This window comes from Mesorhizobium dulcispinae, assembly GCF_033977345.1.
Taxonomy (GTDB): Bacteria; Pseudomonadota; Alphaproteobacteria; order Rhizobiales; family Rhizobiaceae; genus Mesorhizobium; species Mesorhizobium dulcispinae.
In genome coordinates this window covers 106,304-119,541 of record NZ_JAVIIY010000012.1, presented here as the reverse complement: position 1 = coordinate 119,541, position 13,238 = coordinate 106,304, and the positions used below count along the sequence as shown (strand labels likewise).

Annotated in this window: 17 protein-coding genes and 1 tRNA gene; 8 read left to right on the top strand and 10 right to left on the bottom strand. The window is 62.6% G+C overall.

Annotation, left to right across the window (positions count from 1 at the left end; genetic code table 11):
* Positions 1-7 precede the first annotated feature (7 nt).
* Together RFN30_RS23940 and RFN30_RS23935 are read left to right on the top strand one after the other, a co-directional pair.
* A complete protein-coding gene (locus RFN30_RS23940; protein ID WP_320264543.1) occupies positions 8-400 on the top strand; it encodes a cytochrome C oxidase subunit IV family protein in 393 nt (130 codons plus the stop codon).
* Positions 401-518: 118 nt separating this feature from the next.
* Entirely contained in the window at positions 519-992 is a 474-nt protein-coding gene (locus RFN30_RS23935) for an aminoacyl-tRNA deacylase (RefSeq protein ID WP_320264542.1), read from the top strand.
* A gap of 40 nt (positions 993-1,032) precedes the next feature.
* Here RFN30_RS23935 and RFN30_RS23930 read toward each other — a convergent pair whose 3' ends face one another.
* From RFN30_RS23930 to tig, 4 genes are all read right to left on the bottom strand, one after another.
* Positions 1,033-1,851: a DUF2189 domain-containing protein gene (locus tag RFN30_RS23930; RefSeq protein ID WP_320264541.1), complete on the bottom strand. Its 819-nt coding sequence runs from the start codon at positions 1,849-1,851 to the stop codon at positions 1,033-1,035.
* A 480-nt stretch (positions 1,852-2,331) separates the two neighbouring features.
* Positions 2,332-2,712 (bottom strand): c-type cytochrome, encoded by a 381-nt coding sequence (locus RFN30_RS23925; RefSeq protein WP_320264540.1) that lies wholly within the window; start codon positions 2,710-2,712, stop codon positions 2,332-2,334.
* Between the two features lie 241 nt (positions 2,713-2,953).
* Positions 2,954-3,478 carry a hypothetical protein gene (locus tag RFN30_RS23920; protein ID WP_320264539.1) on the bottom strand — a complete coding sequence of 175 codons (525 nt, stop codon included), beginning with the start codon at positions 3,476-3,478 and terminating at the stop codon, positions 2,954-2,956.
* Between the two features lie 179 nt (positions 3,479-3,657).
* Positions 3,658-5,157 carry a trigger factor gene (gene tig / locus RFN30_RS23915; protein WP_320264538.1) on the bottom strand — a complete coding sequence of 500 codons (1,500 nt, stop codon included), beginning with the start codon at positions 5,155-5,157 and terminating at the stop codon, positions 3,658-3,660.
* A gap of 344 nt (positions 5,158-5,501) precedes the next feature.
* Between tig and RFN30_RS23910 the strand changes: the two genes are divergently transcribed.
* Positions 5,502-5,586: transfer RNA gene (locus RFN30_RS23910), tRNA-Leu, on the top strand.
* Positions 5,587-5,683: 97 nt separating this feature from the next.
* Here the strand turns inward: RFN30_RS23910 and RFN30_RS23905 are convergent.
* A complete protein-coding gene (locus tag RFN30_RS23905) occupies positions 5,684-6,265 on the bottom strand; it encodes a GDYXXLXY domain-containing protein (RefSeq protein ID WP_320264537.1) in 582 nt (193 codons plus the stop codon).
* Entirely contained in the window at positions 6,262-7,380 is a 1,119-nt protein-coding gene (locus RFN30_RS23900; protein WP_320264625.1) for a DUF2157 domain-containing protein, read from the bottom strand. The genes RFN30_RS23905 and RFN30_RS23900 overlap by 4 nt, the downstream gene beginning before the upstream one ends.
* A 234-nt stretch (positions 7,381-7,614) precedes the next feature.
* Here RFN30_RS23900 and RFN30_RS23895 point away from each other — a divergent pair, with 234 nt between their 5' ends.
* The 5 genes from RFN30_RS23895 (at position 7,615) to RFN30_RS23875 (ending at position 10,541) form a co-directional block, all read left to right on the top strand.
* Positions 7,615-7,755, top strand: a complete 141-nt coding sequence (locus RFN30_RS23895) for a DUF1127 domain-containing protein (protein WP_320264536.1) — start codon at positions 7,615-7,617, stop codon at positions 7,753-7,755.
* Between the two features lie 49 nt (positions 7,756-7,804).
* Positions 7,805-7,945 carry a DUF1127 domain-containing protein gene (locus tag RFN30_RS23890; RefSeq protein WP_071096637.1) on the top strand — a complete coding sequence of 47 codons (141 nt, stop codon included), beginning with the start codon at positions 7,805-7,807 and terminating at the stop codon, positions 7,943-7,945.
* A 518-nt stretch (positions 7,946-8,463) separates the two neighbouring features.
* Positions 8,464-9,873, top strand: a complete 1,410-nt coding sequence (gene trmFO, locus RFN30_RS23885; RefSeq protein ID WP_320264535.1) for a methylenetetrahydrofolate--tRNA-(uracil(54)-C(5))-methyltransferase (FADH(2)-oxidizing) TrmFO — start codon at positions 8,464-8,466, stop codon at positions 9,871-9,873.
* A gap of 67 nt (positions 9,874-9,940) precedes the next feature.
* Positions 9,941-10,243 (top strand): type II toxin-antitoxin system ParD family antitoxin, encoded by a 303-nt coding sequence (locus RFN30_RS23880; RefSeq protein WP_320264534.1) that lies wholly within the window; start codon positions 9,941-9,943, stop codon positions 10,241-10,243.
* Positions 10,215-10,541: a type II toxin-antitoxin system RelE/ParE family toxin gene (locus tag RFN30_RS23875; RefSeq protein ID WP_320264533.1), complete on the top strand. Its 327-nt coding sequence runs from the start codon at positions 10,215-10,217 to the stop codon at positions 10,539-10,541. The genes RFN30_RS23880 and RFN30_RS23875 overlap by 29 nt, the downstream gene beginning before the upstream one ends.
* Before the next feature lie 8 nt (positions 10,542-10,549).
* Here RFN30_RS23875 and RFN30_RS23870 read toward each other — a convergent pair whose 3' ends face one another.
* The 4 genes from RFN30_RS23870 to RFN30_RS23855 all read right to left on the bottom strand — a co-directional run bounded on the left by RFN30_RS23870 (position 10,550) and on the right by RFN30_RS23855 (position 13,236).
* Positions 10,550-11,497 (bottom strand): sterol desaturase family protein, encoded by a 948-nt coding sequence (locus tag RFN30_RS23870; RefSeq protein WP_320264532.1) that lies wholly within the window; start codon positions 11,495-11,497, stop codon positions 10,550-10,552.
* Positions 11,497-11,922, bottom strand: coding sequence for a hypothetical protein (locus RFN30_RS23865; protein WP_320264531.1), 426 nt, complete (start codon positions 11,920-11,922; stop codon positions 11,497-11,499). The genes RFN30_RS23870 and RFN30_RS23865 overlap by 1 nt, the downstream gene beginning before the upstream one ends.
* Positions 11,923-12,003: 81 nt before the next feature.
* Entirely contained in the window at positions 12,004-12,846 is an 843-nt protein-coding gene (locus RFN30_RS23860) for a phytoene/squalene synthase family protein (RefSeq protein ID WP_320264530.1), read from the bottom strand.
* Positions 12,847-13,236 (bottom strand): Mth938-like domain-containing protein, encoded by a 390-nt coding sequence (locus RFN30_RS23855; RefSeq protein ID WP_320264529.1) that lies wholly within the window; start codon positions 13,234-13,236, stop codon positions 12,847-12,849.
* Between the last annotated feature and the right edge of the window lie 2 nt (positions 13,237-13,238).

Below are 13,238 nucleotides of genomic sequence, written 5' to 3'. Positions count from 1 at the left end.
GGAAGACATGGCTGAAGCAACCGCAAACGGTCTCGGACAACACGCACTGCACTCCACCCACGATGCGGTGGCCGCCGCCAAGGCGGACACGCATCAGGAACACCCGATCAAGCTCTATCTGGTGGTCTGGGCATGGCTGTTCATCTTGAGTACCTGCTCGTATCTGGTCGACTATTTCGGCCTCCACGGTTACCTCAGATGGTCGTTGATCCTGATCTTCATGATGCTCAAGGCAGGACTGATCGTCGCTGTCTTCATGCATATGGCCTGGGAGCGGCTGGCGATGATGTATGCGATCATCCTGCCGCCGATCCTGGTGCTGGTTTTCGTGACGATGATGGTCTTCGAGGCCGACTATACGCTTTTGACCCGTATCGCATTTTTCGGGCCCGGCCCCTGACGCGGTCCGAGTCCGGCCGCAGCACAACCAGCCGGGCACGGTGGCATGAAACCATCGGGTCACCGGTCCGTTTTTGGTTTGGCGTGAGCGTCGTAAACTCAAGCAGAGGACGCGGACAATGACGATAGCAAACAGACTGAGAGACTTCATCGACGGCAAAGGCATCCCCTACGACACTGTCGCGCATCATCGAACCGCCACCAGCAGGCAGGCCGCCATCGCGGCGCATGTGCCCGGCAGCATGATGGCGAAATCCGTGCTCGTTCACCACGAGCTCGGTTATGCGCTGGCCGTGGTCCCAAGCACCCACAGGATCGAGCTCGCCAAGCTGCAGGACATCATGGACAAGCGCCTCGGGCTCGCTTCCGAGGACGAGGTGGTATCGCTCTTCGATGATTGCGACATCGGCGCCGTACCGCCGATCGGCGCGGCCTATGACGTGCCGGTCATCCTGGACGAAAGCCTCGGCGACGCCGCCGATATCTATTTCGAAGGCGGCGACCACAAGACGCTTGTGCATGTCAGCGGCAAGGATTTCCGCAACCTGACCACGGGCGCGCGTCAGGCACGGTTCAGCCACCCGGCCATGTGAGAGCACCGGCACTCCCGCCGGTGCCCGTGACAGGGTTCGCTCAGTTCGCCGGTCTTGGTGCGGCCGGCGTGTCCACCACCTTGCGATACACGTGCCAGGTGGCATGGCCGAGGACTGGCAGCACAACCGCCAGCCCCGCGAACACCGGTAGCGATCCGATGATCAGCCCAACGGCGACGATAAGTCCCCAGACGGCCATTACGATCGGGTTCGCCAGGACCACGCGCACAGAGGTGTGGATGGCTTCGTAAGCGCCGACATCGCGATCGAGCAGCAACGGGAAAGCCACCACGGTGGTGCATAACACGACCACCGCGAATACGAACCCGATGGCGTGACCCAGCACGATCAGGGTCCAGCCGCGCCCGGTGGCGAATATCTCGGCGATGAAGCTGGACAGCGACGCCGGCGGCTCGGGGCCAAACAACTGCTCGTAGAAGATCTTGGCGGTCAAAAGCCACGCGATGAAGATCGTAAACAGCATGATCCCGACAGCGGCGATGGCCGGCAGCGCCGGGGAGTTCCTGACCTCGAAGGCATGACGCCAGGACGTGTCGAGCCCGGCCTCCCGCCTGCGGCTGATCTCGTAGAGCCCGATCGCCGCGAACGGACCGATCAGCGCAAAACCGGACACCAGCGGAAAGAGCAGCGGCAGCGCGTTCGCTCCCGATGTCCAGGTGGCAAGCACCACGCCGACGAGCGGATAGATCATGCACAGAAAAACAATGTGTGAGGGTTTGACCATGAAGTCGTCGACACCGCGTCGAAGTGCATCGAAAAGATCGGAGAGACCGATTTTCCGGACTTTCGTGTGCTCCAGCGTTTCGCTGGCCCCTGCAATCACATGAAAATTTGCCATGCCCATTCCTCCAGACCAGGTCCGGCAAGGTCGCGGATATGACGGTGCTACCGCTCTGCGTGTGGCCACGCAAACCGCGACCTGCACCGGCAGCCAACATACTCCTTCGTGCCCGATTTGTCGTCTTTTCATTGGAGCGCGTGCGGTTGCCGGCCAGCGCTGCATGCTGGTTCCGGAGCTTTTTTTGCGGTATTCTTCTACAGCGCCGCGCGCCCCTGAGGGGCGCGCAAAAGGACGCTGGATCACTTTGATTGGCCCATGATCCTTTCCCGATTTTCGGGGTCATGCGCCTGGTCGAAGGCGAACGTCATGGACACGCGGACGCTACTCATACTCGGCCTTGGCATCGTTATTCTGCTGGTGTTGGGATTCTTTGCGCTGCCGGCATGACGGCGCTGGGCACGAGACTTCAGCAACGCAATTGCCGGCCACCCTCGTCGGGCGCGCCGGCGACCACAGACAGAGCCTTGGAGAACCCGCTTACTTGGAAAACTGTTTCAGGTAAGCAATGACGTTGGCTATGTCCTGATCGTTCTTGAGGCCAGGAAACGCCATCTTCGTCCCTTTGACCATCGCCTTGGGATCGTGAAGATACTTTGTCAGCGTAGCCTCGTCCCATTTGATACCGGATTTTCCGGCCTCGATCATGGCCGTGGAATAAGTGAAACCGGGATGCGTGCCTGCGGTGCGCCCGATGACGCCGTGCAGAGACGGGCCGACCTTGTTCTGGTCCTGGTCGGCAATGTGGCAGACCTTGCACTTGGTGAAGACCTTCTCGCCTGCGGCAGCATCCTGCGCCTGCGTTGGGCTTGCAAAGAAGGTCGCAGCGGACAAGACGATGAAAAGCGCGGTTGAGCGCATGGCACTTCCTCCCTGATCGTTGTTTACATCCGACGATCCGCACCACGCAACTCGCTGGCGTGTCCTGCATGGTCGAGCGGAATATCCGCGTCCCCTCAGTGGAATTGCGGCATCTACATACCACAGAATTGTGCCGATGGGGCAGAAAAAGCCGGTTTTTGCGAAGGTTTAGTGCATCAGGCCGGGTTTGCTCGGCATTCTTGGCGCCGTCTTATGCGCGAGCCGCTTCCATGCGCCACGATCAGGGCAGATCGGTCTTGCAGGTCGCGGCAATTTGGCTGACCGCCACCGAAAGCCCGGCGAGATCGAAATCGGCCTCGCCGCGTCCGGACAGCAGGCCGAAGCGCCAGGACAGGAACAGCCGGTTCGCCGAATCCAGCCGCTTGATGCCGTCATCCCCTTCCCTGACCAGCAATTTGCCGTGAGGGCCGACAGACCAGCTTTCATCGAATTTGCTGCCGCCGTCGACCATGACCGACATGGTGATCTTGCGGCTGGCCGAAACCGCGTCGTTGAGCTGCAGCCATTCGCTCCAGCGCGGTTCGCCGTCGGGCCGGCAGGCCAGCGTCAGCACCGGGCTGTAGCCCAGCGCGCCGCCGCCGGTGATCAACTTGTTGGTGGCATAAAGCGACGCCGTCACCTGGCCGTCGCTGCCAGCGTCGACACGCCAGTTGCCCAGATCAGGTCCGGCCTGAGCAATGCCGGCCGCCGTAAGCAAGAGCGCCGCAGCAACGACCACGCCTCTCAACTTGAACGCCACAACCACCTGTGTCTCCGAACAACCCCGCGACATGCGATACCGCGCAGATAATCATCAACGTTCGGTATCGCCAGCAGCGGGCATCCATCTGGAGCCGGTTGTGTTGCCGCGCGGCAACAACGAATACGGCAACGAAAAAGGCCGCCTCGAGGGCGGCCTTTCGAAAATCGCGTTGTTGAGCCGTATTACTCGGCGTCCTTGGCGGCCGTCTTCTTCGGCGCGGCCTTCTTCTTGGGCTCTTCCGCCTCGCCGGCGGCTTCGCCCGCCTTTGCCTCGCTTGCCTTGGCCTCGGCCTTCTTCGAGGAAGCCTTCTTCGCCGGCTTGGCCTTGGTCGCGGTTTCTGCCTCCTCGTCGTCGGCCATCAGCTCTTCCTTGCTGACCTTGACGTCGTCGACCGAAATCTGACCGAGCAGGTAGTCGACGACCTTCTCCTCGAACATCGGCGCGCGCAGCGAATTGATCGCCTCGGGATTGCTACGGTAGAACTCGAAGGCTTCCTGCTGCTGGTTGGCCGGGAAGCGGCGGACCTGCTCGAACAGGCCGCGCTGCAGCTCTTCGTCCGACACGGTGACGCCGGCCTTCTCGCCGATCTCGGCAAGAACCAGACCGAGACGCACGCGGCGTTCGGCCAGACGCATATATTCGGCGCGCGCCTCTTCCTCCGTCGTCTCCTCGTCGGCGAAGGTGCGGCCGGCGGCTTCGAGGTCGCGGTTGACCTGCGCCCAGATGTTGTTGAACTCGGCCTCGACGAGCTTCGACGGCGCCTCGAAGGAGTAGGCGGCATCGAGCTGGTCGAGCAGCTGGCGCTTCACCTTCTGGCGCGTCATCGAACCGAACTGGTTCTCGATCTGGCCGCGCACGATCTCGCGCAGGCGCTCAAGCGACTCCAGGCCAAGGTTCTTGGCCGTCTCGTCGTTGATCTCCAGCGCGCCGGGTGCGGACACTTCCTTGACGGTGACGTCGAAGGTGGCTTCCTTGCCGGCCAGATGCGCCGCCTGGTAGTTCTCGGGGAAGGTGACGGTGATCTGCTTCTCGTCGCCGGCCTTGGTGCCAATCAGCTGATCCTCGAAGCCCGGGATGAATTCCTTGGAGCCGAGCACCAGCGGCTGGTCGGTGCCGGCGCCGCCGGCGAAGGCCTCGCCGCCGATCTTGCCGACATAGTCGATGCTCACGCGGTCGCCTTCGGCGGCCTTGCCGTCCTTCGGCTCGTAGCTGCGAGCCGATTCGGCGACACGCTTCACCTGATCGTCGACTTCCTGTTCCGGCACGTCGTAAACCTGACGCGTCACCTTGATGTCGGAGAAATCCTTGACCTCGATGGCCGGGATGACCTCGTAATTGAGGCGGAACTCGAAGTCGGCGCCGCCGGCCAGGATCTTCTCGGCTTCCTTCTCGTCCTCGGTCATGATGACTTCGGGCTGCATGGCGGCCTTTTCGCCGCGGCCCGAGATGATCGAGCGGGTCGAATCGTTGAGGATCTCGTTGACGACCTCGGCCATGAACGACTTGCCGTACATCTTGCGCAGGTGCTGCACCGGCACCTTGCCGGGGCGGAAGCCGTTGATCCGCACCTTGTCGCGGGCATCGTTCAGCCGCGCCATCAGCTTGGCTTCCATGTCACCGGCCGGCACGGTGATCTTGATCTCGCGCTTGAGACCGGAGTTGAGCGTTTCGGTGACCTGCATCCTAAAACCTTTGTTTTCACCAATGAGGCAGCCAAACGGTTCTTAGCCGTTCACAGCCTGCCGGTATAATCTTGCCGGAAATGGCTTTTGGTACGGAACCTGGTGATTTGACCGCCAATGCGGTTCAAACTCTCCTGACCTGCGCTTCCAAAAATGTGAAGAAGTCTTTGTTTTTCCTACTTCTTCTTACATTCTGCAGAAGCGGATAGTCGCGTCCCGTCACATTCGACACGCCTTTTGTCACAGGCTAGGCTAATTTTCAACCATCTTCGCGATTAGGCGAATGACCGTGATCTGGACCCCGACATTGACAGAATGATGGCTACATGGGATTGCCGGGGAACGCGGATGTGGCGGAATTGGTAGACGCCCTGGATTTAGGTTCCAGTGCCGAAAGGCGTGGGGGTTCGAGTCCCTTCATCCGCACCATCCTTCGCTCTGACGAGCTTCGGATGGCGAGCCACCCTAGTTCTGCTCGTTAGACAAATGCGCACCTTTCGTCCTCCGAAGCCTTAGCGAAGGAGGACTAATACAGCGGTTCCTCGAACAGAGTCTTGTCGCCGTCCATCAGCGCCTTGATCTGCGCCGTGCCGTTGGCCGACAGCGCCAGCTTGATGCCGAACGGCCGTACCCGCATGTCGCTCTGGATCGCCATCCCCTCGCCTTCCGGCAGATAGAAGCGATCGATCCCGTATTCCGGCGCGATCGTCGCGTCCGGTTCACGCAGACCCCAACCGTCGGCGACGCGTCCGGCTATGTCGGCCTCGTCTGGGCCGGCCGGCGCCGGCGCCTTGCCGAACCACGCGGTCGTTGGCTGCCAGTAGCCGTCGGCCCCCTTCTTCAGCCGCACCACGATCGATGTGTCGTTGCTGGTGAACTTGCCAGCCGGGATGTTGGCGATCAGCTTCACCGGGATCCGCGATATGCTGTTGTTGATGGAAATGTAGTCGCCGCGCAGGAGATCGCGCGGATCGACAGGCTCGACCTTGAGCAGGACTTCCTTGCCGTTGCGCAGGATCGCCGCGCGCCCGGCAATGATCCAGCTGAGAAAGCCGATCTGGACAAGCCCCAGCACCAGCGCTGCGATGATCAGTCTCTTCCCGCTCATGCCGCTGCTCCTCCTCCGGCAGGCGCCCTCATGCGTTTCTCGATGCGGATGATGATCAGCGCCAGTATCCCCAGCAGCACGGCCGCGGACAGGAAGAAGCCCGCCGTGCCGAGCATCGACTGCAACATCACCCCATAGATGATGGCGAGCTCGAAAGCGAAGCCGGCATAAGCGACCCAGCGCAAGCCCCTGCTCTCGCGGCCGCCGAACATGATCGCCGCCACGATGCCGGCAAGCGCGGCCGCCGAGGCAATGGCAAAACCACTGCTGTAGCTCACCTCGTCGGCCAGTTCGAACTGGACCATGGCCAGGCCGGCAAGAAAGCCAATGAGCGCGTGCAAGGGCAGTCGGCCGCCGAGCTGCACGATCCTGTCGACCGGTTCGGCTGCGAAGATCGCCGCCGCAAACAGCAGCGCCGAGACGAGCACGAGCGGAATGGCGACCTCGAGTGTGTTGCGGTCTATGGCCAGCAGCGCCAGATAGAACAGGATCGACAGGATGATCAGGTGCCGCGCCGCCTGGCTGCGCGTCCAGAATGAAATGGCAAACAGCACCAGCGCGACAGCGGCGAAGAAATACGGGAACTCGGCCCGGCGGAAAAATCCGCCCCATTTCAGGAACAGCCAGGCATCGGCGATGCCGACCGAGGTGACGGTAAGCGGGTTCGAGCGCAATGCGACCGCCGCCAGCGCCGTGCCGGCGCACCAGGTCAGCAGCGCTGAGGCCTCGTCGCCCGACAGGTGATACATCTGGCCGATCAGCGCGATCGATCCGCCGAAGGCCGCGGCAGCGACGATCCACAGCGCCTCGCCGATGGCCGCATGGTCGCGCGTCTTCGAGAATGCGCCGCCGACATAGCCGCCGAGGATGACGGCAAACAGCGCCGCCACCCGCGCCAGGCGCGGAATGACTTCCCAGTTGGCGGCGACGAAGATCAGGATCGCCGCGCCGAACAGAAGTGCGGCCATCATCGCCAGGATCGAACCGAAACTCAGCGACGCTCGTTCGTTGGCGCCCACGTCGCGCGTCAATGCGTCTGCCGTCGCCGCATCGATCAGGCCCGCTTCCCGCCAGCGGGCGATATCGCCTCTCACCTTCGCCGCATAGCCCGCCATGCCGCTTCCCCCGACCTTGGTCATTCTTTTAGCCGGAACAGCCAAACCGTTGACGCAGCGGCATTTTCCGATTCGGCCTTCTTTGTGTCTCAAGCGTGGGTGCCGTTAATGTTGCATTGCACAATTTGCATTGCTGCCATGCGCCAATGGCACTTTTAAACCGATATAACCCCACCTATTTTCTGTTCGTACACAAACGGAATGATCCGAACCAAAGACGAAACGAGCACTACCATGAGCCTGATCCGCAACTACCGCAACTGGCGCCGCTACCGGGAAACCGTTTCCGAGCTGAGCCGCCTGTCGAACCGTGAACTGACCGACCTCGGCATCAGCCGCAGCGACATCCACTACGTCGCCCGCAAGGCGGTCTAATCCGCTTCGGACCGCGAATGGTCCGAACCAGTTTTGAAAGAGTAAGGCAATGAACCTGATCCGCAGCTATCGTAACTGGCGCGTTTATCGCGAGACGGTTTCCGAGCTGGGTCGGCTTTCGAACCGCCAGCTCCATGATCTCGGCATCGTCCGCGACGAGATCAAGATGATCGCCCGTAAGGCGGTCTGATAAGGAATTTCGCCAGGGTCGACCTCCTCCCCGACCCTGACGGATACGGTCAACCTTTACCTCCTCCCAAAGGTTGACCACTGAAACGGCGCCCGCCGGACCTCCTCCCCCGGCGGGCGTTGTTCTCCAGAAAGGATCCGCCCCTTGTCAATTGGCGGAAGGAATTTCGTCAAAGCCGACCTCCTCCCCGGCGATGGCGAATATGGTCGATCTTCACCTCCTCCCGAGGGTCGACCCCCGAAACGACACCCGCCGGACCTCCTCCCCCGGCGGGTGTTGTTCTCCAGAAAGGATCCGCCCCTTTTCAATTGGCGGAAGGAATTTCGTCAAAGCCGACCTCCTCCCCGGCGATGACGAATATGGTCGATCTTCACCTCCTCCCGAGGATCGACCCCCAAAACGACACCCGCCGGACCTCCTCCCCCGGCGGGTGTTGTTGTTTTTGAGGCAGACTTCCCGCTTCAGCCCGTCGAAACCGGCAATTGCATTCGCTGCGCCAAGCGACTATTTCGGCGCACATGAGCAAAAATCCTGTACACGTCATCGGCGGCGGCCTCGCCGGCTCCGAAGCCGCATGGCAGATCGCCGAAGCCGGCGTTCCGGTCGTGCTGCATGAAATGCGCCCCGTGCGCGGCACCGACGCGCACAAGACCGAGGGGCTCGCCGAGCTCGTCTGCTCTAATTCCTTTCGCTCCGACGACGCCGAAACCAATGCCGTCGGCCTGCTGCATGCCGAAATGCGACTCGCCGGCTCGCTGATCATGAGCGCCGGCGACGCGCATCAGGTTCCTGCCGGCGGCGCGCTTGCCGTCGACCGCGACGGCTTTTCCGACGCGGTCACAGCGAAGATCGAGGCACACCCCTTGATCACCATCGTCCGCGAGGAAGTGCCTGGACTGCCGCCGGCGGACTGGGACCAGGCGATCATCGCCACCGGCCCGCTGACGGCGCCGTCGCTGGCGCAGTCGATCGCCGAGGCAACCGGGGCCGATGCGCTCGCCTTCTTCGACGCCATCGCGCCGATCGTGCATTTCGACACGATCGACATGAATACGTGCTGGTTCCAGTCGCGCTACGACAAGGTCGGCCCCGGCGGCACCGGCAAGGACTACATCAACTGCCCGATGGACAAGGAGCAGTATCTCGCCTTCGTCCAGGCGCTGCTCGACGGCCAGAAAACCGAGTTCAAGCAGTGGGAAGGCACGCCCTATTTCGACGGCTGCCTGCCGATCGAGGTAATGGCCGAGCGTGGCGTCGAGACGCTGCGCTACGGACCGATGAAGCCGATGGGCCTGACCAACGTCCACAATCCGTCGGTCAAGGCCTATGCGGTCGTGCAACTCCGCCAGGACAACGCGCTGGGCACGCTCTACAACATGGTCGGTTTCCAGACCAAGCTGAAGCATGCCGAGCAGGTGCGCATCTTCCGCACCATTCCGGGGCTTCAAAACGCGGACTTCGCGCGGCTCGGCGGCCTGCACCGCAACACCTACATCAACTCGCCGACGCTGCTCGATCCGTCGCTGCAGCTGAAATCGCGGCTTGGCATGCGCTTTGCCGGGCAGATCACCGGCTGCGAGGGCTATGTCGAAAGCGCCGCGATCGGCCTGCTCGCCGGCCGCTTCGCCGCCGCCGAGCGGCTTAGCCAGGCGCCCTCGCTGCCGCCGCCGACCACCGCCTTCGGCGCGCTGCTCAACCACATCACCGGCGGCCACATCGTCTCGGATGACGAGCCCGGCAAACGCTCCTTCCAGCCGATGAACGTCAATTTCGGCCTGTTCCCGCCGGTGGAAGCACCTAAGGTCGAAGGCAAGCGCCTGCGCGGCAAGGACAAGACCGTCGCCAAGCGCCGCGCTATCACCGCGCGTGCTCTGGCCGATTGCAGGGCATGGCTGGGGTTGCCGGCGCGAGCCGAGGCGGCGGAATAAGCTTTTCGTTCCGATTGGACGCCCCATATAAAGTAGGATATTCTCCTACTTTATATGGGAGCAAGCCATGGAAGCCGCCGAGAAACTGTCGATCACCGTCACGCCGGCCATGGCGCGCATGATCCGCGAAAAGGTCGAGGACGGCTCTTTCGGGTCGGCGAGCGAGGTTATCCGCGCCGCGCTGCGCGCCTTCCAGCGCGAGGAAGAAGAGCATGCCGAGCGCATGGCCTCGATCCGAGCGCGCGTGAAGGCTTCGATCGAGGACAAGAGGCCAGCCGTTCCGCTCGACGAGGCGATCGAGAGGGTAAAGGGTCGGATTTCGCAATTGGCGCGAGACCATAATGATCCAGCGTCTCGCCGTCGTTCTTAGCGAAGCTGCCATATCCGATCTCGACGCTATTGCCGCCTATATTTTCGAAAGCAGCGGAAGCCAAAGCGTTGCCACAAGCTTCGTTGATCGCATCAAGGGCCGCTGTCACAGCATCGGCAATGCGCCTCGCGGCGGCCGCCCGCGCGATGACATTATGCTGGGACTGAGAACCGTCCCGTTCGAACAATCCGCTGTTATTGCTTATATCGTCGAGGCCGACGCTGTTCGCATCGTCAATGTCTTCTATGGCGGCCGCGACTACGAAGCGCTGATGCGCGGCAGCAGCGAACCATCCTGACGGCAAAACTACTCGGCCGGTTCCGTTGCCGCCATCGGCAACCCGGGCTTACCCGCCTCACCCGGGTTTCTCCGCACATAAGCCGCCTTCAGCGTCTCGGACGTATCGCGTGAGCCGTCATGGCTCCAGCCGGGCGGCTGGATGAGATAGTTGAGACGCTGGCGCAGCGTCAGCCCCGGCATGGCCGCGTCCTTGAACATGCCTATCCATTCGTGGAACGCCACCTTCAGCGGGTTGAAGGTGCCGATGTTCTTGACGATGCCGTAGCGCGGCCGGTCCTCCTTCAACTCCTCGACGAAAGTGCCGAACATGCGATCCCAGATGATCAGCGTGCCGGCGAAATTGGCGTCGAGATAGCGCGGGTTCGTAGCGTGGTGGACGCGGTGATGCGAGGGCGTGTTGAAGATGAATTCGAACCAGCCCCACATTTTGCCGATCGTCTCGGTGTGGATCCAGAACTGCCAGACCAAGTTCAAGCCGAAGACGAAGGCGATCACCGCCGGATGGAAACCGAGCAGCACCAGCGGCGCCTGCAGGATGAAGGTGAAGGTGAAGAGGCCGGTCCAGCTTTGCCTGAGCGCCGTCGAGAGATTGTAGTGCTGGCTGGAATGATGGTTGACGTGCTCGGCCCACACCCAGCGCACGCGGTGCGCGATGCGGTGATAGACGTAATAGCGCAGGTCATCGAGCAGGAAGGCGGCGACGAACACCCAGATCGACAGGCCGAGATTGAAGAAGCGGAACTGCCAGAGCCACAGCAGCGCCCAGTAGGATACGACGCCGAGCAGCAGCCCGGCAACGACATTGCCGGTTCCCATCATCAGGCTGGCCAGCGTATCGCGCGTCTCGAACGATCCCCTGGCGCGGCCGGTGCGCACCAGCCAGAGCTCGATCAGGATCGCAGTGACGAAGAACGGAATGGCAAGCTGGGTGACCTGCGGGAAATTGTAGTCCATCACGCCGCCTTTCGGATCTGATCTTGGCCTTGCAGCGCCGCCGCCACGGCCAGCGCGTCGGCTTCGTTGGCGAAGGCAAACCGTCCGCCTTTCCAGGTGAAATCATCCATTCGCAACGACACGGCCGTCCCTTCCCGCGCCAAGGCGAGAACATCCCGCGGCGTAACGATCCGGGTCAGGAAACAGTCGCCTATGGCCTGGACGATGCCGCAGCGTTGCGGACCAAGTTCAAGAAACGCGGCATGCCTGTCCGCTGTTAGCCGCACACGGCCGGGCTTTTCGTCAGGGAAATCCTCGGCGAAACACGCGAGCGCCTGATCGGCAGTGGCAAGCGTCGCGGTCGTCGTGCCACCGGCGAAATGCACGGCTGCGACCGAGAGCGCGATGCCGAAGACGACAAGGACGACCAGGACTGGCAGGCTCATGGAAAGGCGGCTCCTCCGGCGGCTCGCATTTCTTCGACGCGAGTCCACGCGACAGAACCCCTAGCATGATTGACGTTTACGTCAAAGGGGTGTCCAGCCCCGCATGGCAAGACGCAGGAGCAGCCAGTGCCGGCGCAAAGTTGAGAGCGCCGCAGTTCCCAGGAGCGGAGATCTGCCCGGTCTTTCCATCTTGCCGAGATAGGCGCGCGTCAGCGCCAACGGCAGGAAGGCGGGGCGCAGTGACGCGGGAAGCGCCGATGCGCCCTTCTCGAAAGCGCTGAGATGCTCCCGCGCCAAGGCTATCATCGCCGCCACCGCCCGCTCCGCGGCAGGACCACCGTCGCCTTTGACGAACTCTTCCGGTGTCGTACCCGCGGCCGCCAGGATGTCGGCGGGCACGTAGCATTGGCCCCGCCTGCGGTGCAGCGGCAACAAAAGCAGTAAGCCGGTGATGGCCTGCGCGCAGCCCGCCCTGCCCGCCAATTCAGCAAAGCGCGGCGCCTCAGCCGCATCGAGCACCATCGCCGCAAGCTGGATGAGCGCGGCGGCTGTCTCGCCGCAATAGCCCTCGAGGTCGGTGCGCGACGGCATCGGGTCGTCATAGAGATCGAAGATGCGCGCCTCGAGCATGTTCTCGAATGCGGTCTTCGGCAGATCGTTGGCGGCAATCGCCGCCCTCAGCGCATCGGCGGTCGGATGGCCGGTCTCCGCCCCCGCCATGATGACATCGCGCCACCATTGCAGCCTCACCTCGCCGGGCAGCGGCTCGTGGATGCGGTCGCGAACGCTGGCGACCTCGGCATTGAAGGCATAGAGCGCAAGCAGCGCGTCGCGCTTGTCCGCCGGCGCATAGAGCGCGCACAGATAGCGGTCAGGATCAGCGGCACGCACCGCATCCATGACGATGTTGGAGGTGCCGGTCATTCAATCGACGGCGATCAGCGCTGCGGCCACGGCGCGGTCCTCGGCCAGAAGCACATTGTAGGTGCGCACGGCCGCGCCCGTCGACATCGGGTCGGCCGATATGCCGGCCTCTTTCAGCGCGGCACGCAGCGCCGCCGGCAGCGGCCGCAGGTCCTTGCCGGTGCCGACCAGCAGGATCTCGACCTTGTCGGCCTGGGCGAACAGCTTGTCGAAGTCAGACACTTTCAGCGCCAGCGGATCGGCCGGTTCCCAGCCGTGGATGCCCGACGGCAGGCAGAGCAGCGAGCCGCGATGCGACATGTCGGCAAAGCGGAACCCGCCATTGCCATAGGCTTCGATCGGCGCCCTGCCCGGGAAATGCGCCTCGCGGATGATGATGCCTTTGGCCATGG